Raw genomic sequence first — 22598 nt, forward strand, 5'->3', positions numbered from 1 at the left:
GCAAGGAGCCTCCATGGCCGCCCTCACCGAGCTCACCCCGGCCCAGGCGCACCCCCGCCTCGCCGCCCTCACCGTCGTCGACGTCCGCAGCCCGGGCGAGTACGCCGCCGGTCACGTCCCCGGCGCCCTGAACATCCCGCTCGACCGGCTCGACCTCGCCCTCCCGGCCCTGCGCACGGTCGCCGCGCGCGGCGAACTCCTCGTCGTCTGCGCCTCCGGCAACCGCTCGGGCCGGGCCTGCGAGGCGCTGGCCGCGGCCGGCATCCCCGCCGCCACGCTGGTCGGCGGCACCAGCGCCTGGGCAGCCGCCGGACACGAGGTGCAGCGGCCCGAGGGCGCCCCGGCGCGGGCACCCTGGGCGATGGACCGGCAGGTCCGCTTCGCGGCCGGCGGGCTGGTGCTGGCCGGCGTGGTCGTCGACCTCGTCCGCCCTGGGGCCCGCTGGGTCTCGGCGGCGGTCGGCGCGGGCCTGGTCTTCTCGGCCGTGACCAACACCTGCGCGATGGGCTCGCTGCTCTCCCGCCTGCCGTACAACCGCCCCCGCCCCGGCCAGGCCGCGGACCTCGAAGCCACCCTCGCCACCCTCGCCGAGGCCCACTGACCGCACCCGCGCTCCGCACCCGCGCTCCGCTCCGCCGCCGACCCGCGTCGGCGGCGGAGCCATTCCCGGCCTGCCCGGCCCGCGCACCCACCCCCACCCGCCGCCGGAAGCGGGACTTTCCCGGCTGTCGGTGGCCGAGGGTAGCCTCGGGGGTTCGGACGGTGTGCGGCGAGGTGGCGGGTGAGCGTGGCGGGCGGCTGGGTGTCCACCGGGTTGGGGTGGCGGGACGGGCGGGCCGTGCTGAGCGCGGTGCACGGGCGGCGGGTGCACGAGCGCGAGGCGGTGCCCGGGGTGGAGGTCGGCTGGCTGGTCGGCGGCCCGCGCCGCTGCATCGGGGCGTGGCTGGAGGGGCAGGACGAGCGCACGCCCTGCCCGCACCACTCCGTGATCGCGCCGGACGGCGCCGCCGTGCAGTGCGCCTCCTGCCAGAGCGTGGACCGCGGGCTGGCGCTGGCCCGGGACCAGATCCTCGACGACGGCCGCACCTACCGGCTGTACCTCGCCTGGTTCGGCGAGGGGCTGCTCAAGGTCGGGCTGACCGCCGAGCAGCGCGGCACCAGCCGACTGCTCGAACAGGGCGCGCTCGCCTGGACGTTCGCCGCCCGGGGCGCGCTGCCCGCCGTCCGCCGGGCCGAACTGACCGTGGCCGCCTCGGGGTTGGCCCGGGAGCGGTTCAAGAGCCGGGTGAAGGTGGACCACTGGTGGGAGCACGGTGATGCCGACCACCGCCGCGCCCTGCTCACCGACGCCCGGGCCCGGGCGCACGAGCTGCTGCGCGGGCACGGCGTCGAACTGCTGGCGGACCACCCGGTCACCGACCACGTCGGGGTCTTCGGGCTGACCGGCGGTGCCCCCGCCGTGTACCGCGCGGTCGAGGGACTGGCGGACGGCGCGGTGCTGACCGGGCGGCTGCGCCCGCCGATCGGCCGGCACCTGCTGCTCGACCAGCCGGACGGCGCCGCGCCGCTGCTCCTGGACACCCGGCTGCTGACCGGCTGGACGCTCGCCCCGGCGGCCGGGCGGCCGTCCTCGGGCCTGACGCTGAGCGAGCGGGTCCGCCCCGCCGAGCCGGACACCCAGGAGGTGCTCTTCTGAGCCGGCGGGCGCTCGACCTCGGTGGTTGCGTATAGAAACCGGCGCGCCTAGGCTCAGCCCTGCCTGGTTGCACTTCGCTACCGCCTGGCTTTCTGCCGCCCGCGCGAGAGGCCCGCCATGATCGCCGCCCACGAGACCTTCGACGGCACCTTCCCCTACCGCCCGCACTTCAGCACCGCGCCGGGCTTCCCGATGCACTACGTCGACGAGGGCACCGGCCCGGTCGTCCTCTGCCTGCACGGCGAGCCCACCTGGGGCTACCTCTTCCGGGGCGTCGTGCGCCGCCTCGCGCCCGCCCACCGGGTCGTCGTCCCGGACCACATGGGGTTCGGCAAGAGCGCGACGCCCGCCGGCCGCACCTACTGGCTGCAGGACCACGTCGACAACGTGGAGGCGTTCGTCCTGGACCTCGGTCTGCGCGGGATCACCCTCGTCGGGCACGACTTCGGCGGGCCGGTCGGCATGGGCCTCGCGGCCCGCCGGCCCGAGCTGATCGCCCGGGTGGTCGGTGTCAACGGGCCCACCCCGTTCGGGCAGCCCGGCCTCGGTGACGCGCTGACCGCCAACGCCGCCGACTCCCCGTGGTTCCGCTGGATCGCCCGGGCGCACGCCGACGGCACGCTGGACCCGGTGCTCGGCTCCCTCGACGTCACCATCCTCGGCACACTCAGGCTCAACGGCTTCGAGAACCCCGCCCTCGCCACCGACACCTGGCTGCGCGCGTACGGGGCGCCGTTCCCGAACGCGGCCGAGAGCATCGGCGCGATCGGCTGGGCGAAGGGCTTCGCCACCGGCGCCCACCGCTTCGAGCAGCCCGACGCGGCGGCCCGCGCCGCGCTGGCGGCCGTCCCGGCGCTGGCCCTGTGGGGCACCGCCGACCGGACGCTGAACGCCCGCCACTTCCTGCCGCTGTTCCGGGAGGCCTTCCCCACCGGTCGGGTGGTCGAACTCCCGGGCGTCGGCCACTACAGCCCGGAGGACGCCCCGGAGGCCGTCGCCGACCACCTCGCCCGCTTCCTCGCCGACACCGCGGACACGGTGGCCGCCTGAACCAGGGCCGTGGCACGCCCTCGCCCGCGTGGACCGCGAGCAGCAGCCCGTCGACCGCCTCTCCCGACCCCCGCCGGGTCCCCGCACTCGCCGACCACGCGACGTCAACACCGTCGCCCGCCGCGTCCAGGCCGAGCCGCGCGCGGTGGGGGTCACGCAGGCTGTCCCGTCCCGTTGAAGGCGGCCCTCGCCCACCGCGCGGAGGCGTCCCCCGCGCGGTGGACGAAGCCGTCCCGGATCAGCTGCAGCACGCTCCCCGACCGAACTCCGGGATCGGATCGAGCGCCGCTCAGACCACCGCCCCGTTGTGGTCGCGCTCCCGTGCCGCGCCGACGGTGTGCGGCGTCCGTGCTTCCCGCGTCGTCCGGGCCTGCCGGCCTTCCCGCGGCCGGTCCGGGAACCGTCCCTGGAGCAGCACGACCACCGGCATCGCGGTGAACACCGTCGACGCCGTGCCCACCAGGATCCCGGCCAGCAGCGCCACCGAGAAGTCGGCGAGCGAGTCGCCGCCGAGCACCGCCAGGGCCACCAGGACGAACAGCGCCCCCATGCCGGTGTTCACCGTCCGGGGGAGGGTCTGCGCCACGGCGCGGTCCGCGAGGTCCGCCCAGCTCGCCTTCGTCCCGGTGCGGCGCAGCTCGCGCAGCCGGTCCAGGACCACCACCGTGTCGTTGACCGAGTACCCGACGATGGTGAGCAGCGCGGCGAGGAAGACGCTGTCCACCGGCTTGCCCAGCCAGGCGAAGAGGCCGAGGACGAGCAGCAGGTCCTGCGTCATCGCGATCACCGCGGCGGCCGCGAAGGTCCACCGGAAGCGGATCGTGAGGTAGAGCAGCTGGGCGGCGACCGCGAGCCCGAGCGCGGCCAGCGCGTAGCCGCGCAGTTCGCTGCCGAGGCTCGGGCCGATCAGCTCGTCGCGCTCCACGGACAGTTCGCCGGTGACGCCGGTGAGCGCCTGCCGGATGCGCTGCTGCTGGTCGTCGCCGGTCTCCTTGGTACGGACGGACACGCCGGTGTCGCCGGTGGTCTGCACCACGGCCTGCGGGAATCCGGCGCCGACCACCGCCGCGCGGGCGGCGTCCGCGTCGACCCGCTGCGCGGCGGTGTACTGCGCCACCCGGCCGCCGGTGAACTCGACGCCGAAGTCCAGGCCGCGCCCGCCGATCCCGGCCAGGGCGAGCAGCAGCAGGCCGGCGCAGGCGCCCAGCCAGCGCCGGCGGTGGCGCATCAGCCGGGGCGGGCGCCGGGTCAGCCGGGTCCGGAGCCGGCCGACGGTGGCCATGCCGGTCAGGGCGGGCCGCCGGGCGACGGCCGGCCGTCGCACCGCCCACTCGGCGAGCAGCCGGGTGATCAGCATGGCCGAGAACATCGAGGCCAGCACGCCGATCGAGAGCGTCACCCCGAAGCCCTTGACCGGGCCGGTGGCGAACACGAAGAGCAGCCCGGCGGCGAGCAGCGTCGTCACATTGGAGTCGGCCACCGCGCTCCACGCCTTCGCGAACCCGACGCGCAGCGGGCGCCGCAGGTCGCGTTCCTTGCCGCGGCCGGCCGCCCGGGGCGCGGTGTACTCCTCCCTGGCCCGTTCGAAGACCAGCACGTTGGCGTCCACCGCCATGCCGATGGCGAGCACGAAGCCGGCCAGCCCGGGCAGGGTGAGGGTCGCGCCGAGCGCGACCACGGCGGCGTACGAGATCAGTCCGTAGAGGGCGAGCGCGACGGTGGCCAGCACCCCGAGCAGGCGGTACACCGCGATGATGAAGGCCGCGGTGCAGAGCAGGCCGATGGCCGCGGCCAGGGCGCTGGCCCGGATCGCCTCGGCGCCGAGGGTGGGGCCGACGGTGCTCTGCTCGATCACCGTCACCGGGACGGGCAGGGCACCGCCCTTCACCAGGGCCGCCAGATCGCGGGCCTCCTCGGCCGAGAAGCCACCCGTGATCTGGGTCGAACCGCCGGTGATCCCCTGGCCGCAGGGCACGCTGTTCTGGACGCCGGGGGCGGACAGGACGCGGTCGTCGAGCACGATGGCGACCCGGCGGGCGGGGTCGCCCGGCGCGGCGCACGCCGCCTCCCCGGTGAGCCGGGCCCAGGCGTCGCCGGCCGAGCCGCGGAAGGAGAGGTCGATGCTCCAGCCGAGGCCCGTCCGGCTGTCGAGGACGGCCGAGGCGTCCTTGACGCCGTCACCGGTCAGCGCCGGCGGGCCCAGCCGCAGGTGGCCGCCGGGCAGGCCGGGGTCGGCGAGGACCCGGGAGCCGTCCGCCGCGGGGGGCCCGGCCGGGCCGTCGGCGGTCGCGGTGACGGGGTGGAAGGTGAGCTGGGCGGTGCGGCCGATGACCCCGGCGGCCTCGCGGGGGTCCTGGACGCCGGGGAGTTCGACGACGATGCGCCGCTCCCCGGCACGGGCGAGCGAAGCTTCGGCGACGCCGAGTCCGTCGACCCGGCGGCGCAGCACCTCCAGCGCCCGGTCGGTGGCGTCCGCGTCGGCGCGGACGGTGGGCGAGTCCTGGGTCTCCAGGACGATCCGGGTGCCGCCGCGCAGGTCGAGACCGAGACGGGGCGGGGTGGTCAGGGCGACGTAGAGCGAGACACCGACGACGGCGAGCGCGACGAGCGCGCGCCAGAACGTGGCACGGCGAGTAGACATGGGTACTCCACGGGCGGTCCGCGGGAGCCGGGCGTCCGCGGGGGACGCCGCACCCGGGACGGGCGGACGCAAGGGAACGGCGCACCGCCGGGAACGCCCCGGGCCGCGGGCAGGCCGCGGCACCCGGGGTCGGCGGGCGCGGTGGAACGTCAGCTGGACCGGGTGGAGGGGGGACCGCGGGTGTGGCGGGGGTCGTAGTGGCCGGGCGGCGGCGCCCGCTCCTGGCGCGGCCCCGGCGCGTACACCCCGGACCGGGGCCGGGGGACGTCCGTCCGGGCGGGCGGGAGCGCGACCGGCGGAAACACGGGCAGCCGGACGCCGGGCTCGGCGGCGGTCGTCCGCCGCAGGGCGACGTCGAAGCCGGGACGGTCCGCGGCGCGCCGCACCTCCGCACCCGACGGGCCGAGCCGCACGGCGGCGACGGCCGGCGGCGCGTCGGACGCCGGCTGCGCCGCGCCCGCCGCCGTACCGAGGAGGACCTGGCAGACGGCCCAGACCGCGAGGAACGCGCAGGACAGCGCGGCCGCCGCGGCCCGACGCACACGTCGCTCCACTCCGGCCCCCTCCCCGCTCACGCCGTCACCCGGCCCCGCCCGCAAGAACCTCTCACTCTAGGCGACGCCACCGCCGTGCGGGGAGGTGCGGGCCGCAAAGCGGACCGGCCGGGTCCGGGGTCACGGTCCGGCGGGCGCCGGCGTCGGCCGCGGGGACGTCCGCGGAGCCGATCTGCGGACCGTCCGGGACGCCGTCGGCACTGCCGGGCGGACGCCCTCGCACGGCTGGCCCGCCGGTCGCTGGTCGCTGGCCGCCGGTCGACGCCGAGGCCGAACTCGCCCACGACGCAGTGCTCCGCTCCGGCCGCTACCGCCGTACCGCCCGGGGCCGTTGCCGAGGAGGCCGGGTTGCTCCTCCCGGTGCTGACCGATCGTGACGGGAAGACGGTTCAGCGCCGGAGGGAGGCGAGCCAGGAGGTCAGCAGGCGGTTCACCTCCTCGGGGCGCTCCTGCTGGATCCAGTGCCCGCAGCCGTCCAGGATGTGGGTGGAGGTCAGGCCGGGGAGGGTGGCCGGGAAGGCGTCGATCGCGTCGGCCATCCATGTGGTGGAGGCGTCCAGGGCACCGCCGATGAACAGGGACGGCTGCTCGATCGGGGCGCCGCGGTGCTCGGCGAGGTCCTCCCAGTCGCGGTCCATGGCGCGGTAGCGGTTGAGGGCGCCGGTCATGCCGGTGCGCTCGAACTCCCCGGCGTACACGTCGAGGTCGTCCTCGGTCAGCCAGGCGGGCAGCCTGCCGCCGGGGAAGCGGTCGCGCAGCCGGCCGCCGGCGCGGGTCACGAAGTGGGGGTCGGGCTCGCCACGGGTGGGCATGGTGTCGGCGGACATGGCCGCGTAGAAGCCGGCGAGCCAGCCCCGGAGGTCGGGCTCCATCTCCGCTTCGGCCCGGCCGGGTTCCTGGAAGTACGAGACGTAGAACTCCTGGTCGCCGCCCATCCGCGCGAAGACGTCGGTGGGGCGGGGGCCGCCGGGCGGCGCGTAGGGGACGCTCAGGAGTCCGACGGCGCGGAAGACCTCGGGGTGGAGCAGGGCGGAGGCCGCCGCGATGCCGGAGCCCCAGTCGTGCCCGACGACCACCGCCTGCTCCTCGCCCAGGGCGCGCACCAGCGCGACGTTGTCCGCCACCAGGTCGAGCATCCGGTAGGCGTCCGTCGCGGCCGGCCTGGAGGAGCGGCCGTAGCCGCGCACGTCGAGCGCCACCGTCCGGTACCCCGCCGTGGCGAGGGCCGGGAGCTGGCGGCGCCAGGAGTACCAGGACTCGGGGAAGCCGTGGACGAGGAGGACCAGCGGTCCGGTGCCCTGTTCGACCAGGTGCAGGCGCCCGGCGGGGGCCTCGACGGTGCGGTGGCGCAGGTCGGCGGACGATGCGGGCTGGTGCATGGCTTCTCCTCGGTGCACGGGTGGCCGCGGTTGCCCACCGATCCTGCGGGGCGGCAGTCACCCGATGCGAGCATCCTTGCCATTCTGGCAAACTGGCAGGACAGGGCGGTGGAGGCGGCACGGCCGGAGGGAGCGGGGCGACGGTGACGGACGACGGCACGGCCGACACGCCGGCGGCCATGGGCCCTCGGCTGCGGACCGCGCGCGAGCAGCGCGGCGCCACGCTCACCGACGTGAGCCGCGCGACCGGCATCTCGCTCAGCACGCTGTCGCGGATCGAGACCGGTCGGCGCAAGCCGACCCTGGAGGTGCTGCTGCGGCTCGCGAAGGCGTACGGCAGCTCCCTGGACGAGCTGGCCGGCATCGCACCCGTCCCCGAAGGAGGACCGCGCATCCCGGTGCCGCAGCGCGCCGGAGGCGACAAGGTGGTGCTGCCGTTGACCCGGTATGTGGGAGGCCTGCACGCCCACAAGCACGTCCTGCCCGCCGTCGACGCCCCGCCGGCCCGGCCGCGGCAGGTCTCCCACGACGGGTACGAATGGCTGTGCGTCCTGTACGGACGGCTGTGGCTGGCGCTCGGTGAGCAGGACCTCGTCCTGAGCGCCGGGGAGGTGGCCGAGTTCGACACCCGCACCGCCCACGGAGTCGCGAACGCCGGACCCGGCGGACCGGTCGAGTACCTGATCATGTTCGGGCCGCAGGGGGAGCGCCTACGGTCGCGCACTCCGGCCCTCGGCCGTGGGGCCCGGTAGGGCGGAGCACTGCATCCGGGCCCCTGCCAGCAGGGCCGAGCGTGTTGCGGAGCGGTTGAACACCTCGTGTGTCCGGTGTTCGCCATCGGTGAAGGAAACCGTCACCGCAACGGCCTCCGGCATGCCTCGGGCCTCAAGTGCCCACTGTCCCCCCGGCGTTCCGCACCTCCCGAACCGCCGTGAGGCTGCGTCGTGGGCTGACGCCGGTGCCGCCGGCGGGCGAGGGACGGCCCGGCGGACAGTGTTCCGTCCTCGTCGGACCGGCCGCACCGCTGCGCCAGGTCGACCGGAGCAAAAAGGGATCCTCCGACTGGTTAACGCTTCTGCCTTCCCTGGACTCTTAGTTGTAGAAGTGTTGAACGGCAGCGGAGGAGTGCTGGTGGATCCCGTCACGGGCTCGGTCGTGGTGGCAGTGCTGGGGTTGGTGGGGGCGTCGATCACCCTCGTGGGGCAGTTGTGGCCACGTCGGCGGAGCGGTCCCCGGTCCTCCCCGCCCCCTCCTGTTGTTGTCGTCCTCGCGCTTCGCATGTGCGAGGCCGACGACGACGCCGACGGCGACGGTCCGGGGCGGCCGGTGGCGCAGGAGAAGCGGGGTCGCGGCGCACATGAGTGAAACCGGCCCAGACGGGGAGGCCGTCTCCGCGGCGTCCCTCGGACGTCTGCCGGCCCCCGACAGCGGTAGCGGAACAAGCCCCCGGAGCGAGGAGTTTGCGTACTTCTACCGTACGTGCCTCCGCAGACTGGTGGCGTTCCTGATGTGGCAGGGGGCTCCGGCACCCCTGGCCGCGGAGCTGGCCCAGGACACGATGGTCAAGGCCTACGGGCGGTGGGACCGCATCCAGTCGCCGGAAGCGTGGTGCCGCAGGGTCGCGTCCCGCGAGCTGGTGCGCGCCTTCAGTCGCGTCGAGGAAAGCATCGAGGACCTCGATTTCGAGCCGACCTCATTGTTGCCGGCGCCGGACGAGGCGATGGAATGGGAGCGGCAGCAGGACATTCTGAATCTGCTGAGCAGTCTGCCTCCCCGTCAGCGTCAGGTCATGGCCTGGACGCTGGACGAATATTCCCCGACGGAAATTGCGGCCGAGTTGGGAATGAAACCGGCGGCAGTCAGGGCAAGCCTGTTCAAAGCGCGCCTGACCGTCTCCAGAAAGATGACCGAGAGGGAGGGGGAGTGATGGGCGAGAAGTCTGCCCCTGGACGCCCGAACCGTGAGTCCTCGGGCCGGCTCGAGGATCTGCAGAAAACCTTCCTGGACGGGCTGGGCGATCATCTCGACGTGGAGGCAGGGCTGCGTGAGGTGATGATCTGCGCCCAGCACAAGAACCTCACCGAAAGCCTGGACGCAGTGCTGGACGTCGAAGCCGGGCTCGCGTCCATCACCTTCCGGAGCGCCGCCAGGACCGACTTCGAGGAGGCCGCCGCGCCCCTCTACGACGTCGGTCTGATGCACCAGCGGTTCGAGCTGATCGACCCCGAGCAGCGGCTCGTGCTCCGGGAGCATCCGCTGGTCACCTCGGCGATCCTCGCCGACCTGCTCATTCGCACGGTGGTGCTGGCGCAGGATCTCACCTACGGTCTCGGCTTCGGCCGGTACCACCGGATGCCGTTGAAGAGGGCCGCGTTCGTCGCCCAGGGCATCGCCCGGGGAATCGCCCACGAGCTGGACGGCCGGGCTGCTCTCGCGTGGGAACTGCGGGACATGGCGCACGAGATCGTCGCGCTGCTGGAGTCCCACTACCCCGCGATCGACCAAGCGGGAGCCATCGGGCAGATCCTCGTCCGGGAAATGGCGGCGGCGATCGACCAGCGTGTAAGAAGCGCCGGCCACCCGGCTGTTGCGGAGTTCCTGCGGGCCTGCCAGGTGTTCATGTACGCGGTGCGCGGCGGCGATCTGGCCCGCGCCGTGCGGGAGGTGGAGTATCTCACGCGGGCGCTGGCCGTTCAGGTCGGGGAACTGCTCGGGATCGGTGAACCGGAAACCCTCGACCTGGAATTTCTCTCCGAAGTCCTGGACGATTTCACCACGGCCGATCTGAGCACCGCCGACCTCACCAGGGTCGACCTCGCAGGAGTGCGCTGGTCGGAGTTCCGCACGCGATGGCCGGCCGAGATCAGCGTCGACCGGCTCCGGGAGGATTCGCGCGAGACGCTGCCCGGGTCCGGGATCTACATCATCCGGCCGGGAACCGGGACGCGCGATGTGACAAGGGTCTGACCGCGCGTGCCGGAAGACCGGGCCGCTTCCCGTGGATCATCCGACCGGTGGTGGAGGTGCGTCATCGGCCGGTGCGCAGTGGGCGGGCACGGAGTCGTTGCCCACCGGCACGCGGCCGGGGCCCGTCGGAAGGGCCCCGGCCGGCGAGCCGCACGACCACGGTCCCGGGAACCGCCTAGGCCAGCTTGCTGCGCAGCGCGCCCGGGCCGGAGCGGGCGCGGCGTGACACCGGTGGGCGTGAGGGGCGGACGTCGGTGCGGGTGACGGCGGGCTCGTCGGCGGCCGTTCTGGCGTGTGCCGCCCGGGCGGTCGCCAGGGCGGTCGCCAGGGCGAGGCGGGCCAGCAGCGGGTCCTCCCGGACGCCCGCCGCGCGCTTGGCGGTTTGGCACCAGGTGCACCAGATCGGCGAGGCGGGCCCGTCCGGGTACACCATCGCCTCCGGCGGCAGGTAGTGGCTGCCGCACTCGACGCACTCGAAGACCAACCTCATCCGACGATCACCGTCCCGGATCCGTGGCACCGACCGCACGGCGACCAGAAGACGTGGATCTTCGGCACCGTACTCCCTTCCTCGTCCCGTTCGACCGTGGCTTCGGTCTTCTGGGTCCCCCCGGACCCGCCGCATCCGGAGCAGGCCTGGACCTCGGGCATATGCACACTCCTTTTCGGCGGGGACCACGGTAGCGCGAAATCCGGGGAGTCAGCACCGATCCTGACGAAGAGTCGAAGGAGCGGGGCGCGCGTGTCGAACTCGCGCGCCGGGTGCGGGCGTTCGAGGAGGCGCCCCCCGGTTCAGCGGGCCACCGTGCGGAAGCCGCAGTTGCCGCTGGTCGACTCGGGGGTGTTGCCGGTGCGCGCGGCCACCCGGTAGCGGTTGCAGTAGGAGTCGTGGCACAGGTACGACCCGCCGCGCAGCACCCGCCGGGTCCCGTCGTGGTCCTCGCCGGGCCCGCGCGGGTCGAAACGCGGTGAGCGGGCGTAGTAGTCGGGGTCGAAGCGGTCGGCGCACCACTCCCAGGCGTTCCCGGCCACGTCCACCAGGCCGAAGCCGTTCGGCGGGTAGCTGCCGACCGGTGCGGTCGCGAACCAGCCGTCCTCGCCGGTCGGCAGGTCGGGGAAGCGGCCCTGCCAGATCCGGCAGCGGTGCGCGCCGTCCGGGCGCAGCTCGTCGCCCCAGGCGTAGCGGGCGCCGGCCAGCGGTCCGCGGGCGGCGTACTCCCACTCGGCCTCGGTGGGCAGCCGGCGTCCGGCCCAGTGGCAGTAGGCGAGCGCGTCGCGGTGGCTGATGTGCACCACGGGGTGGTCCCGGAGGTCCTCCGCGTCGCCGAGCGGGCCGAACGGGTGGCGCCAGTCGGCGCCGCGCACCTCGATCCACCAGGGTGCGGCGGGGGAGCGGCCGAGCACGTCGGCGGGATCGGCGAGGACGAACAGGTGGAAGACGGCGGAGGAGCCGGCCAGCTCGGCGTCGGTGCGGTGGCCGGTGGCCTCGACGAAGGCGGCGAAACGGGCGGTGGTGACCGGTTCGGTGTCGATGGTGAACGGCGCCAGCTCCACCTCGTGCACGGGCGTCTCGCCGTCCGCCGGATAGCCCTCCCCGAAGGCGTCCCCCATCGCGAACACCCCGCCGGGCAGCGCCACTTCGGGATGCTCCGGGTGTCCGGCCGCCGGGCGTGACGGGGGCGGCGGGAGCGGCTGCGGGGCGGGTCCGGGGCCGGTCCGGGCCGACGGCATGCAGCAGGCTCGCGCGGCGGGGGGTTGACTCATGGGCCCAAGCTATAGCACTTTGCACCTAGGTGAGAATGCACCTAGCGACGTTCGAGGAACCGGCGAGAGCCGGGGAGAGGGCACCGGTGAAGTTCGACCACGTCCTGCTGGGCCTGCTGGGCCTGCACCCGCGCAGCGGCTGGGACCTCAAGGAGTGGCTGGCGGGGGAGGGGCAGTTCGTCCGCTCCAACGCCCACCCGAGCCAGATCTACCGGCTGCTCAAGCGGATGGCCGAGCAGGGCTGGGTGGTCTACGAGACCGACCCGCGCGACGGCCGGCCGGACGCCAAGGTCTACCGGCTGACCGACGCCGGGCGGGCCGAGCTGGTGCGCGAGGCCCGCTCGCCGTACGAACCGACCAGTCGCTTCCAGGACCCGGACTTCATGGCCCGGTTCTACTTCTCCGCCCAGCTCGCACCGGAGCAGCTGCTTCCGCTGGTCGACACCGAGCTCGAGTACCGCCGCCGCCAGGTGGCGGTCATGCGCCCCCGGGACCGTACCCTGCACTTTCCCGAGGGCACGCCGGAGACGGACGTCCGGCGGCTGCGGATGATCCGCGAACTCACCCACGAGTACGGCGCCCGCGCCGCCGACGCCTGGCTCGACTGGCTGGAGCGCATCCGCGGGCTGCTCGTCGACGGAACCATTCCCACCGCCAGCCCCACCGCCAGCCCGACCGCCCACCCCTCCGCTCCCGAGGAGACGCCCCGGTGAAAGCCGTCCTGGTCATGTTCGACAGCCTCAACCGGCGGTTCCTGCCGCCCTACGGCTGCGACTGGACCGTCGCACCGAACTTCGCCCGCCTCGCCGCCCGGACCGCGACCTTCGACAACTGCTACGGCGGCTCCATGCCCTGCATGCCGGCCCGCCGCGAGATGCACACCGGCCGCTACAACTTCCTGCACCGCTCCTGGGGCCCGCTGGAGCCCTTCGACGACTCCGTCCCCGACCTGCTGAGCAAGGCGGGCGTCTACACCCACCTGGTCACCGACCACCAGCACTACTGGGAGGACGGCGGCGCCACCTACCACAACCGCTACGACAGCTACGAGTTCTTCCGCGGCCAGGAGGGCGACAAGTGGAAGGGCCACGTCGCCGACCCGGAGATCCCCGACACGCTCTCCTGGCGCGCGGGTCCGATGTGGCGCCAGGACTGGGTCAACCGCCAGTACCTGGCCGACGTCGCCGACCACCCGCAGACCCGCACCTTCGACGCCGGGCTGGAGTTCATCGCCACCAACCGCGAGCAGGACCGCTGGTTCCTGCAGATCGAGTGCTTCGACCCGCACGAGCCGTTCTACTCCTACGCCGAGCACAAGAAGCACTACCCGCACGACTGGGACGGCCCGCACTTCGACTGGCCCGACTACAAGAGGGTCACCGAGAGCCCGGAGGCCGTCGAGCACGCCCGCAACGAGTACGCCGCGCTGCTCACCATGTGCGACGACTCGCTCGGCCGCGTCCTGGACGCCTTCGACGAGCACGGCCTGTGGGACGACACCCTGCTGATCGTCTGCACCGACCACGGCCTGCTGCTCGGCGAGCGCGGCTGGTGGGGCAAGAACATCCAGCCCTGGTACGACGAGAACATCCACACCCCGCTGTTCGTCTGGGACCCGCGCAGCCGGGCCACCGGCCGGCGCGACTCCCTCGTCCAGACCGTCGACCTCGGGCCGACCGTGCTGGAGTACTTCGACGTCCCGCGCACCGCCGACATGCAGGGCCGTCCGCTCGTCGACACGGTCGCCCACGACGCCCCGGTCCGCCCGCACGGCCTGTTCGGCGTCTTCGGCGGGCACGTCAACATCACCGACGGCCGCCACGTCTACATGCGCGCCAGCAAGGACGCGTCCAACCGGCCGCTGTACGAGCACACCCTGATGCCCACCCACATGCGCGGCCACTTCACCCCGCAGGAGCTGGCCGGCGCCACCCTGGCCGGTCCGCTGCCGTTCACCAAGGGCGTGCCGGTGCTGCGGATGCCGGCCACCTCCTGGGGCAACCCGTACGCCTTCGGCACCCTGCTGTTCGACCTGGAGACGGACCCGGAGCAGGAGCACCCGCTGGTCGACGACGAGCTGGAGCTGCGGATGGCGACGCTGCTCACCGAGGCGCTGCGCGAGAGCGACGCGCCCGCCGACCAGTTCGAACGGCTCGGTCTGCCCGCCGAGGGGCCGGTCACCGCCGAGCACCTGCTGGTCCGCGCCCAGCGGCCGCAGGCGCTCGCGGCCGGCGAGCCGCTGCCCGCGCCGGAGGACTTCCCGGCCGGCCCGCTCTCGGTGCACACCCCGCTGCGCGCGCTGCTGGCGGACGAGGGGGCGCGCGAGGCCGTCCTGGAACGGCTGCCGATGCTGGTCAACCCCGGCCTGCGGGCGATGCTGGGCGGGATGTCCCCGTTCCGGCTCGCCGCCATGGGCCCCTCGGTGGGCGCGGCGGACCTGCACGCCCTGGCCGGAACCCTGGCCGCGCTGCCGGGCGCGGACGGCGCGTAGCCGCAGAGCGGCGCCCCTCCCCGCGCGGGGAAGGGCGCCGCGCAGCCGGGGTGCCGGCGTGGTGTCAGCCCAGCGAGCTGCGCAGGAACTCGCGGTTCATCGCGGCGATGCTGGGCAGCGGGATGCCCTTGGGGCAGGCCGTCGCGCACTCGCCGGTGTTGGTGCAGCCGCCGAAGCCCTCGGCGTCCATCGCGGCCACCATGTCGCGCACCCGGGACTTCCGCTCCGGCGCGCCCTGCGGCAGCACGTTGAGGTGCACCACCTTGGCCGAGGTGAAGAGCATCGCCGAGCCGTTCGGGCAGGCCGCCACGCAGGCCCCGCAGCCGATGCACTCGGCGTGCTCGAAGGCGGTGTCGGCGGCCTCCTTGGGGACGGGCGTGGCGTGCGCGTCGGGCGCGCTGCCGGTCGGGGCGGTGATGTAGCCGCCGGAGCCGATGATCCGGTCGAAGGCGGAGCGGTCCACCACCAGGTCCTTGACCACCGGGAAGGCCGCCGCCCGCCACGGCTCGACGTCGATGGTGTCGCCGTCCCGGAAGTGCCGCATGTGCAGCTGGCAGGTGGTGGTCCGCTCGGGGCCGTGCGCCTGTCCGTTGATGACCATGCCGCAGGCGCCGCAGATGCCCTCGCGGCAGTCGTGGTCGAAGGCGACGGGCGTGTCGCCCCGGGTGATCAGCTCCTCGTTGAGGGTGTCCAGCATCTCCAGGAAGGACATGTCCGGGCTGATCCCGCTGACCTGGTAGGTGGTCATCGAGCCGGGCGTGTCGGGGCCCGCCTGGCGCCAGATCCGAAGGGTGAGGTTCACGCGTAGCTCCGCTGGGTGGGGTGGACGTACTCGAAGTCGAGGTGCTCGCGGTGCAGGACGGGCGCCTGCCCGGTGGCGGTGAACTCCCAGGCGGCGGCGTAGGAGAACTCCCCGTCGCGCCGGGCCGCCTCGCCGTCGGCCGTCTGGCTCTCGGTGCGGAAGTGGCCGCCGCAGGACTCGGCGCGGTGCAGCGCGTCCAGGCACATCAGCTCGGCCAGTTCGAAGTAGTCCACCAGGCGGTTGGCCTTCTCCAGCGACTGGTTGAGCTCCTGCCCGGTGCCGGGCACCTTGATCCGGCGCCAGAACTCCTCCCGCAGCGCCGGGATCCGCTCCAGCGCACGGCGCAGCCCGGCCTCGTCGCGGGCCATCCCGCACTCGTCCCAGAGCAGCTCGCCGAGCTCGCGGTGGAAGGAGTCGGGGGTGCGGTCGCCGTCCACCGCGAGGATGAGGTTGAGGCGGTCGGTGACCTCGGCCTCCACCGAGGCGAGCTCCTCGTGGTCGGCGGGGACGGCGGGGAGCTTCTCGCGGGCCAGGTAGTCGTTGAGCACCGGCGGCAGTACGAAGTAGCCGTCGGCCAGGCCCTGCATCAGCGCGCTCGCGCCCAGGCGGTTGGCGCCGTGGTCGGAGAAGTTGGCCTCGCCGATCGCGAACAGGCCGGGCACGGTGGTCTGCAGGTCGTAGTCGACCCAGAGGCCGCCCATCGTGTAGTGGATCGCCGGGTAGATCCGCATCGGCACCCGGTACGGGTCCTCGGCGGTGATCCGCTCGTACATCTCGAACAGGTTGCCGTACTTGGCCTCCACCGCGTCCCGCCCCAGCCGGCGGATGGCGTCGGCGAAGTCCAGGTAGACCCCCTGCCCGCCGGGGCCGACACCGCGGCCCTCGTCGCAGACGTTCTTGGCGGCCCGGGAGGCGATGTCGCGCGGCACCAGGTTGCCGAAGGCCGGGTAGATCCGCTCCAGGTAGTAGTCCCGCTCCTGCTCGGGGATCTCGGCCGGCGGGCGGGCGTCGCCCTTGGCCTTGGGCACCCAGATCCGGCCGTCGTTGCGCAGCGACTCGCTCATCAGGGTGAGCTTGGACTGGTGCTCGCCGGAGCGCGGGATGCAGGTCGGGTGGATCTGGGTGAAGCACGGGTTGGCGAAGTAGGCCCCGCGCCGGTGCGCCCGCCAGATCGCGGTGGCGTTGGAGTTCTTGGCGTTGGTGGAGAGGTAGAAGACGTTGCCGTAGCCGCCGGAGGCGAGCACCACCGCGTCGGCGGTGTGGCTGGTGATCTCGCCGGTGACCAGGTCGCGGGCGACGATGCCGCGCGCCCGGCCGTCGACCACCAGCAGGTCCAGCATCTCGGTGCGGGCGTGCATCTCCACGTTCCCGGCGGCGATCTGCCGCGACAGTGCCTGGTAGGCGCCGAGCAGCAGCTGCTGGCCGGTCTGGCCGCGGGCGTAGAACGTCCGGGAGACCTGCACGCCGCCGAACGAGCGGGTGTCCAGCAGACCGCCGTACTCGCGGGCGAACGGCACGCCCTGGGCCACGCACTGGTCGATGATCTCCACCGACACCTGGGCCAGCCGGTGGACGTTGGACTCGCGGGCGCGGAAGTCGCCGCCCTTGACGGTGTCGTAGAACAGCCGGCGGATCGAGTCGCCGTCGTTGCGGTAGTTCTTGGCGGCGTTGATGCCGCCCTGGGCGGCGATCGAGTGGGCCCGCCGGGGGGAGTCCTGGAAGCAGAACTGGACGACGTGGTAGCCCTGTTCGGCGAGGGTGGCGCCGGCGGCGCCGCCGGCCAGGCCGGTGCCGACCACGATCACCGTGTGCTTGCGCCGGTTCGCCGGGTTGACCAGCTTGGCCTCGAACCGCCGCTGGTCCCAGCGCTGCTCGATCGGCCCCTCGGGGGCCCGGGAGTCGGTGATCGGCTCGCCGACGGTGTAGTTCGGGTACTCGCTCAACTCACCACTCCGGTCATCACGGCCACGGGGACGGACAGGAAGCCCACGGTCAGCAGCAGCGCCAGGCCGTTGGCGGTGAGCTTCAGCGCGCGGTCGCGGCGGGCGTTGTTGGCGCCGAGGGTCTGCGCCGCGCTCCAGAAGCCGTGCCGGATGTGCAGGCCGACGGCGAGCATCGCGACGATGTAGATCACGCAGGAGTACCAGGTCCCGAAGGAGGCCACGATGTTCTGGTACACCTTGCCGTGCTCGGCGTTGGGGTTCACGGTCAGCGTGGTCAGGTCCAGGATGTGCCAGACGATGAACAGCGCCAGGATCACCCCGCCCCAGCGCATCGTCCGGGTCGCGTAGCTCGCCCGCCGGCGCTGGTGGGCGTACTTGCTCGGCCGGGCGGCGAGGTCGCGCCGGCTCAGCTGGTACGCGGCGACGCCGTGCAGCAGGACGGCGGCCAGCAGCCCCACCCGGGCGATCCACAGGAACCACTCGTGGCCGAGGAGCGGCTGTCCGATGGTGCGCAGCCACGCCGCGTAGCCGTTGATGTCGTCCGGCCCGAAGAAGACCTTGAGGTTCCCGAGCATGTGGGCGACCAGGTACAGCAGCATGGCGAGCCCGCTGACGGCCATGACCGCCTTCTTGCCGACGGTCGACCGCCACAGTGTCACCAGGGTGGACGGGTGCCGGGCCGTCCGAGTCGCGGTTGTCATGGCGACAACGGTAGGGAGGGCGACGACGGTGCGTCCAAGACATGCTGCGGCTGGCCACCATAGGCACCGCCTATCGATGCGGCCTATCCTGGCTGGGTGCAGCTCCAGCAACTCCGCTACTTCGTGGCCGTCGCCGAGACCCGCCACTTCACCCGCGCGGCCGAGGCGGCGCATGTCGCCCAGCCGTCGCTCTCGCAACAGATCCGGTCGCTGGAACGGGAGTTGGGCGCCGAGCTGTTCCACCGCACCCGCGGCAACATCGCGCTGACCGACGCCGGCGACGCCCTGCTGCCGCTCGCCCGGCGCATCCTCGCGGACACCGAGAGCGCCCGCCTCGCCGTCCAGGAGACCGTGCAGCTGCGCCGGGGCCGGGTGCGGCTGGGAGCGCCCCCGAGCCTGTGCACCAGCCTGGTGCCGGACGTCCTGCGGGTGTTCCGGGACCGCTACCCGGGCGTGGCGCTGGTGGTGCGCGAGGGCGGCTCGCGGGACCTGGTCCGCTCGCTGGCGGCGGGGGAGCTGGACCTCGCGCTGATCATCACCCCGCCGCGCGGGGAGGCCGCGCCGGCGCTGGCCGTCACCGAGCTGCTGCACGAGGACCTGGTGCTGGTCTCGGCGGAGCGGCGGGCCCGGCGCACGGTGCGGGTGGCGGAGCTGCGCGGTCGGCCGCTGGTGATGTTCCGGGAGGGCTACGACGTGCGGGAGGCCACCCTGGCGGCCTGCCGGGAGGCCGGCTTCGAGCCGGAGTTCGCCGTCGAGGGCGGGGAGATGGACGCGGTGCTCGGCTTCGTGCGGGCCGGGCTCGGGCCGGCCGTGCTGCCGGGCATGGTCGCCCACCGTTCGGGGCTCGCGGTGACCCCGTTCGCCGGCCCGGGCCTGGGGCGCACCATCGCCGTCGCGCACGGCCACGAGGTGCCGCCGACCCGCGCGGCCGAGGCCCTGCGGGCGACCCTGCTGGCGCATCTGCACGACGCCGCGCGGGACGGCGAACTCCCGCCGGGGACGCGGTTGTTGCTCTAGCGTGCGAGGTGCGAGGTGCGAGGTGCGCGCGGAGCCCGGGGCGCGTCCTGCGGCCCCGGGCTCCGTCACGCGGCTGCTCAGTTGGGCAGCACGGCCTCGATCGCGGCGATCACCTCGTCGGACTCCGGCTCGGTGCGCGGGCGGATCCGGGCGGCCACGGTGCCGTCCGGTCCGAGGACGAACTTCTCGAAGTTCCAGGAGATGTCCCCGGCCTGGCCCTCGGCGTCGGCCGTCTCGGTCAGCCGCGCGTACAGCGGGTGCCGGTCCTCGCCGTTCACATCGGTCTTCTCGAACAGCGGGAAGGTCACGCCGTAGGTGGTGGAGCAGAAGGTCTGGATCTCCTCGGCGCTGCCCGGCTCCTGCCCGGCGAACTGGTTCGAGGGGAAGCCCAGCACGGTGAAGCCGCGCTCGGCGTACCGCTCCTGGAGCTGCTCCAGGCCGGCGTACTGCGGGGTCAGGCCGCACTTGGAGGCGACGTTGACGATCAGCAGCGCCTTGCCCTTGTAGTCGGCGAGCGAGGCGGCCTCGCCGGACAGCGTGCGCAGCGGGATGTCGTACAGGCTCACGGTGGGGTCCCCTTCGGAGGAGGTCGTCGGTGGTGGGTCGGGGCCGGTCGGCGGTGGTGCCGTGGCGGGCGGGCCCGCGCGGGTACGGTACCCCGCCGGGTGCCGCCCACCTGCTCAACCGCGCCCGGACGGCGGGTGTTCCGGCGCGCGCCGACGGGAGGGGGAGTGCTCGGCGGCCGACCGCTCCAGCAGGGCTATCTGCTCGGTGACGGGGGCGAAGTCGGCGCTGAGCCACCGTTCGGGCCGCATCCGGACGGTGACGTCGGCCGTCAGCTGCTCGGCGGTGGCCAGCAGGTAGGCGGCGGCGGTGGCCGGCGGCAGGTAGCGGTGGGCCAGCGCGGCGCGCTCGTCCGGGTCGACCCGGTCCTCGATCGCCACCACCGGCCCGGCCGCGCTCACGTAGCGGCAGGGTGTCTCCTCCTGCTGGGCACAGAGCGTGAACCGGCCGGCCGTCCGGATCCGGCGCGCCTTGACGGAGTTCCGCCCGGTCAGCACGGTGATCAGCCCGCCGGGCCGGTAGGAGTACCAGATCGGCACGGTGAGCGGGGCCGCGCCGGGCTCCGCCTCGGCGACGGACAGGACGCCGACGTGCACGCCGGCCAGGAAGCGCTCGCACTCGGCGCGGGTCATCGCGAAGGACACGGTGGGGCCTCCCGGGCAGGATGGCCCGCGCGCGCACGTCGCACGCGGGCGGTTCCTTGGTACGTACCCGCACTGCCCGGGGGTGGAACGCGTGCCGCCGAGCGGGACCGCGGCGGTGGGCGGGGCGGGCTCGCGGAGTGCCCGGAGCGGGCTCGCGGAATGCTGGGGGAGGCCGTGTCCTCCTCCGGCTCCGCGGTGCGGGACCGCCGGGGGGTCGGCCGCATGCTCGACGGACGAACGTGCGTACCCGTCCGAGGCCGGGATTCCGGCCCGGAAGCGCGCTTGGTGTGCTGTCCGGGTGGAGGTTCGGTGTGCGAGGTTGGCGTGTTCCGGGGCGCTGGGTACCGTCGGTGGCACGCCGGGCCCGTCATGGTTGCCATGTTCAACAGGGGGTCACGGCAAGGGGGTTCGGGACATTCCGGGGATCGGGGGAACTCCGGCCGTCGGGTCCCGTGCAGCACGCACGCCGCGCCGGCCGGCCCGTCCCGCGCGTCCCAGCCGCCACCGCAGCACCGCAGCCTTCAGCAGCAACGCACCCGCAGCAACGCACCCGCAGCGATGCGCCGCCCGCGGCGCGCCGCCGTGCCGGTGCGCGGAAGGAATCTCCCGATGCCTCGACGCCGTGCCCTGCCCGCCTGCCCCGCCGCACCCGCCATCATGCCCACGACCACGCCCGCCGTCCTGCCCGCCACCACGCCCGCCGCCCGTATCGCGCCGCCGGGGGTGCGCCGGTGAACGGCCTGCCCCGCGGGCGCAAGCGCCCGCCCGCCGCCCCGCACCGCAGCGCCCCGCCCGGTCGCGCCCGCCCCCGCCGGACGCTGCGCCACCGCGGCCCGGCCGCCGTCCTGCGCGCCGTCCCCTGGCGGTACGACCTGCCCGCCTCCCTGGTGGTCTTCCTGGTCGCCCTCCCGCTCTGCGTCGGCGTCGCCGTCGCCTCCGGGGTGCCCGCCGAACTCGGCCTGGTCACCGGCATCGTCGGCGGCCTGGTGGTCGGCGCGCTGCCCGGCAGCAGCCTGCAGGTCAGCGGCCCGGCCGCCGGTCTGACCGTCCTCGTCCACGAAGCCGTCCAGCAGTACGGCGCGGGCGCCCTCGGCGTCCTGGTGCTGCTCACCGGACTGCTCCAACTCGCCATGGGCGCACTGCGGTTGGGCCGCTGGTTCCGTGCCATGTCGGCCTCCGTGGTGCACGGCATGCTGGCCGGCATCGGCCTGACCCTGGTGCTCGGCCAGCTGTACGCGCTCGCCGACCGCCGCGCCCCCGGCACCGGGCCGGAGAAGATCGCCGGGTTGCCCGCGCTGCTGCGCGACGCCGCCACCGGAGCCGCCCGGCCGAGCGCGGTGGCGCTGGGCATCGCCACCCTGCTGGTGCTGATCGCCTGGAAGTACCTGCCGCCGCGCCTCGCCCGCGCGCTGCCCGGCCCGCTCGGCGCCGTCGGCCTGGCCGCCGCCGTCACCGCCGTCGCCGACCTGCCGGTGGCCCGGGTCGAGGTGGCCGGGCTGCTCGACGTGATCCGGCTGCCCGACCATGCCGCGCTCGGCGCCCTGGCCACCACGGCCGGCGTCGGCACCGTCCTCGCCTTCACCCTGATCGCCTCCGCCGAGACCCTGTTCAGCGCCGCCGCCGTCGACCGGATGCACCACGGACCGCGTACCCACTACGACCGCGAACTCGCCGCCCAGGGCGTCGGCAACGCCCTCTGCGGTCTGCTCGGCGCGCTCCCGATGACCGCCGTGATCGTCCGCAGTGCGACCAACGTCCAGGCCGGCGCCCGCACCAAGGCCTCCCGGGTGCTGCACGGCGGCTGGCTGCTGCTGTTCACCGCCCTGCTGCCGGGCGTGCTCGGGCTGGTCCCGCTGACCGCGCTGGCCGCCGTCCTGGTCCATGCGGGCGCCAAGCTCATCCCGGTGCGGCGGATCGTCGCGCTCTGCCGTGACCACCGGGGCGAGGCGGCGGTGCTCGCCGTCACCACCGTCTCGGTCGTCACCACCGACCTGTTCGAGGGGGTGCTGATCGGCATCGGCCTCGCCGTGGTCAAGTCCGCCTGGCAGACCTCGCACCTGCAGATCGCCGTGGAGGAGCCGCCCACCGCCCCCGGGGCGGAGCAGGACGGGCAGACCGGGCCGGTCGGGCAGACGCCGCTGCGGGTGCGGCTGAGCGGCAACGCCACCTTCCTGCGGCTGCCCCGGCTGCTGGACACCCTCGAACGCCTCCCGGCGGACCGCCCGGTCGAACTCGACTGGTCCGGGCTGCGCCACCTGGACCACGCCTGCACGGTCGCCCTGGCCGCCTGGGCGGCGCAGCACCGGGCGCGCAGCTCCGCCCCGCTGGCGGTCGACCCGCCGTTGCCGACCGTGGTCTGACCGACTCGCTAGCCTGGTGGCCCGC

21 protein-coding genes are annotated in these 22598 nt (G+C 74.2%); 11 read left to right on the top strand and 10 right to left on the bottom strand.

Translation table 11 applies throughout. From position 1 onward, the window contains the following. Positions 1-13 precede the first annotated feature (13 nt). The 3 genes from ACFVUH_RS12770 to ACFVUH_RS12780 all read left to right on the top strand — a co-directional run bounded on the left by ACFVUH_RS12770 (position 14) and on the right by ACFVUH_RS12780 (position 2746). Positions 14-601, top strand: coding sequence for a rhodanese-like domain-containing protein (locus ACFVUH_RS12770; protein ID WP_387912949.1), 588 nt, complete (start codon positions 14-16; stop codon positions 599-601). 180 nt (positions 602-781) lie between these two features. Next, complete coding sequence (locus ACFVUH_RS12775; protein ID WP_387912951.1) at positions 782-1696, top strand: DUF2797 domain-containing protein; 915 nt, start codon at positions 782-784, stop codon at positions 1694-1696. Between the two features lie 117 nt (positions 1697-1813). Next, entirely contained in the window at positions 1814-2746 is a 933-nt protein-coding gene (locus ACFVUH_RS12780; protein ID WP_387912952.1) for an alpha/beta fold hydrolase, read from the top strand. 289 nt (positions 2747-3035) lie between these two features. Here ACFVUH_RS12780 and secD read toward each other — a convergent pair whose 3' ends face one another. From secD to ACFVUH_RS12795, 3 genes are all read right to left on the bottom strand, one after another. After that, complete coding sequence (gene secD / locus ACFVUH_RS12785) at positions 3036-5387, bottom strand: protein translocase subunit SecD (protein WP_355361513.1); 2352 nt, start codon at positions 5385-5387, stop codon at positions 3036-3038. Positions 5388-5536: 149 nt separating this feature from the next. Beyond that, complete coding sequence (locus tag ACFVUH_RS12790; RefSeq protein WP_387912954.1) at positions 5537-5941, bottom strand: hypothetical protein; 405 nt, start codon at positions 5939-5941, stop codon at positions 5537-5539. A gap of 389 nt (positions 5942-6330) precedes the next feature. Next, positions 6331-7320: an alpha/beta hydrolase gene (locus ACFVUH_RS12795; protein ID WP_387912956.1), complete on the bottom strand. Its 990-nt coding sequence runs from the start codon at positions 7318-7320 to the stop codon at positions 6331-6333. 143 nt (positions 7321-7463) lie between these two features. Here ACFVUH_RS12795 and ACFVUH_RS12800 point away from each other — a divergent pair, with 143 nt between their 5' ends. From ACFVUH_RS12800 to ACFVUH_RS12810, 3 genes are all read left to right on the top strand, one after another. Continuing rightward, a complete protein-coding gene (locus tag ACFVUH_RS12800; protein ID WP_387912957.1) occupies positions 7464-8072 on the top strand; it encodes a helix-turn-helix domain-containing protein in 609 nt (202 codons plus the stop codon). A 659-nt stretch (positions 8073-8731) separates the two neighbouring features. Next, a complete protein-coding gene (locus ACFVUH_RS12805) occupies positions 8732-9247 on the top strand; it encodes an RNA polymerase sigma factor (RefSeq protein WP_387913179.1) in 516 nt (171 codons plus the stop codon). Beyond that, the gene (locus ACFVUH_RS12810; protein ID WP_387912958.1) at positions 9247-10287 is read left to right on the top strand and encodes a hypothetical protein; all 1041 of its coding nucleotides are present in this window, start codon (positions 9247-9249) and stop codon (positions 10285-10287) included. Before ACFVUH_RS12805 ends, ACFVUH_RS12810 begins: the two co-directional genes overlap by 1 nt. Positions 10288-10462: 175 nt before the next feature. Here the strand turns inward: ACFVUH_RS12810 and ACFVUH_RS12815 are convergent, their stop codons facing one another. Both ACFVUH_RS12815 and ACFVUH_RS12820 read right to left on the bottom strand, forming a co-directional pair. Further along, positions 10463-10777: a hypothetical protein gene (locus tag ACFVUH_RS12815; protein WP_387912960.1), complete on the bottom strand. Its 315-nt coding sequence runs from the start codon at positions 10775-10777 to the stop codon at positions 10463-10465. Positions 10778-11079: 302 nt separating this feature from the next. Continuing rightward, the gene (locus ACFVUH_RS12820) at positions 11080-12051 is read right to left on the bottom strand and encodes a formylglycine-generating enzyme family protein (RefSeq protein WP_387912961.1); all 972 of its coding nucleotides are present in this window, start codon (positions 12049-12051) and stop codon (positions 11080-11082) included. An 86-nt stretch (positions 12052-12137) separates the two neighbouring features. Between ACFVUH_RS12820 and ACFVUH_RS12825 the strand changes: the two genes are divergently transcribed. Continuing rightward, positions 12138-12764 carry a PadR family transcriptional regulator gene (locus ACFVUH_RS12825; RefSeq protein WP_355361501.1) on the top strand — a complete coding sequence of 209 codons (627 nt, stop codon included), beginning with the start codon at positions 12138-12140 and terminating at the stop codon, positions 12762-12764. Continuing rightward, positions 12761-14542, top strand: a complete 1782-nt coding sequence (locus ACFVUH_RS12830) for a sulfatase (protein ID WP_387912962.1) — start codon at positions 12761-12763, stop codon at positions 14540-14542. The genes ACFVUH_RS12825 and ACFVUH_RS12830 overlap by 4 nt, the downstream gene beginning before the upstream one ends. A gap of 64 nt (positions 14543-14606) precedes the next feature. On the opposite strand, the gene ACFVUH_RS12835 is transcribed toward ACFVUH_RS12830, so the two are convergent. Genes ACFVUH_RS12835 through ACFVUH_RS12845 form a run of 3 tightly spaced genes read right to left on the bottom strand, consistent with a single transcriptional unit; the run spans position 14607 to position 17988 of the window. Next, positions 14607-15344 carry a succinate dehydrogenase/fumarate reductase iron-sulfur subunit gene (locus ACFVUH_RS12835; RefSeq protein WP_355361497.1) on the bottom strand — a complete coding sequence of 246 codons (738 nt, stop codon included), beginning with the start codon at positions 15342-15344 and terminating at the stop codon, positions 14607-14609. Beyond that, complete coding sequence (locus tag ACFVUH_RS12840; RefSeq protein WP_355361495.1) at positions 15341-17287, bottom strand: fumarate reductase/succinate dehydrogenase flavoprotein subunit; 1947 nt, start codon at positions 17285-17287, stop codon at positions 15341-15343. Before ACFVUH_RS12840 ends, ACFVUH_RS12835 begins: the two co-directional genes overlap by 4 nt. Continuing rightward, positions 17284-17988, bottom strand: a complete 705-nt coding sequence (locus ACFVUH_RS12845; RefSeq protein ID WP_387912964.1) for a succinate dehydrogenase cytochrome b subunit — start codon at positions 17986-17988, stop codon at positions 17284-17286. Before ACFVUH_RS12845 ends, ACFVUH_RS12840 begins: the two co-directional genes overlap by 4 nt. 96 nt (positions 17989-18084) lie before the next feature. Between ACFVUH_RS12845 and ACFVUH_RS12850 the strand changes: the two genes are divergently transcribed. Then, positions 18085-19005 (top strand): LysR substrate-binding domain-containing protein, encoded by a 921-nt coding sequence (locus tag ACFVUH_RS12850; protein ID WP_355361491.1) that lies wholly within the window; start codon positions 18085-18087, stop codon positions 19003-19005. Between the two features lie 77 nt (positions 19006-19082). On the opposite strand, the gene ACFVUH_RS12855 is transcribed toward ACFVUH_RS12850, so the two are convergent. Together ACFVUH_RS12855 and ACFVUH_RS12860 are read right to left on the bottom strand one after the other, a co-directional pair. Next, entirely contained in the window at positions 19083-19571 is a 489-nt protein-coding gene (locus ACFVUH_RS12855; RefSeq protein WP_387912966.1) for a glutathione peroxidase, read from the bottom strand. Positions 19572-19685: 114 nt separating this feature from the next. Beyond that, positions 19686-20213 (bottom strand): pyridoxamine 5'-phosphate oxidase family protein, encoded by a 528-nt coding sequence (locus ACFVUH_RS12860; protein WP_355361487.1) that lies wholly within the window; start codon positions 20211-20213, stop codon positions 19686-19688. A gap of 609 nt (positions 20214-20822) precedes the next feature. Here ACFVUH_RS12860 and ACFVUH_RS12865 point away from each other — a divergent pair. Together ACFVUH_RS12865 and ACFVUH_RS12870 are read left to right on the top strand one after the other, a co-directional pair. After that, positions 20823-20948, top strand: coding sequence for a hypothetical protein (locus ACFVUH_RS12865; RefSeq protein WP_387912968.1), 126 nt, complete (start codon positions 20823-20825; stop codon positions 20946-20948). An 83-nt stretch (positions 20949-21031) separates the two neighbouring features. After that, positions 21032-22573, top strand: coding sequence for a SulP family inorganic anion transporter (locus ACFVUH_RS12870; RefSeq protein WP_387913180.1), 1542 nt, complete (start codon positions 21032-21034; stop codon positions 22571-22573). Positions 22574-22598 lie beyond the last annotated feature (25 nt).

Source organism: Kitasatospora sp. NPDC058032 (assembly GCF_042885845.1).
Classification (GTDB): domain Bacteria; phylum Actinomycetota; class Actinomycetes; order Streptomycetales; family Streptomycetaceae; genus Kitasatospora.

Bases quoted from the DNA above. Each gene is read 5' to 3' on its own strand.
- secD (WP_355361513.1), bottom strand. From the start codon at position 5,387: ATGTCTACTCGCCGTGCCACGTTCTGGCGCGCGCTCGTCGCGCTCGCC.
- ACFVUH_RS12770 (WP_387912949.1), top strand. From the start codon at position 14: ATGGCCGCCCTCACCGAGCTCACCCCGGCCCAGGCGCACCCCCGCCTC.
- ACFVUH_RS12795 (WP_387912956.1), bottom strand. From the start codon at position 7,320: ATGCACCAGCCCGCATCGTCCGCCGACCTGCGCCACCGCACCGTCGAG.
- ACFVUH_RS12810 (WP_387912958.1), top strand. From the start codon at position 9,247: ATGGGCGAGAAGTCTGCCCCTGGACGCCCGAACCGTGAGTCCTCGGGC.
- ACFVUH_RS12845 (WP_387912964.1), bottom strand. From the start codon at position 17,988: ATGACAACCGCGACTCGGACGGCCCGGCACCCGTCCACCCTGGTGACA.
- ACFVUH_RS12780 (WP_387912952.1), top strand. From the start codon at position 1,814: ATGATCGCCGCCCACGAGACCTTCGACGGCACCTTCCCCTACCGCCCG.
- ACFVUH_RS12820 (WP_387912961.1), bottom strand. From the start codon at position 12,051: ATGAGTCAACCCCCCGCCGCGCGAGCCTGCTGCATGCCGTCGGCCCGG.
- ACFVUH_RS12865 (WP_387912968.1), top strand. From the start codon at position 20,823: ATGCCTCGACGCCGTGCCCTGCCCGCCTGCCCCGCCGCACCCGCCATC.
- ACFVUH_RS12815 (WP_387912960.1), bottom strand. From the start codon at position 10,777: ATGAGGTTGGTCTTCGAGTGCGTCGAGTGCGGCAGCCACTACCTGCCG.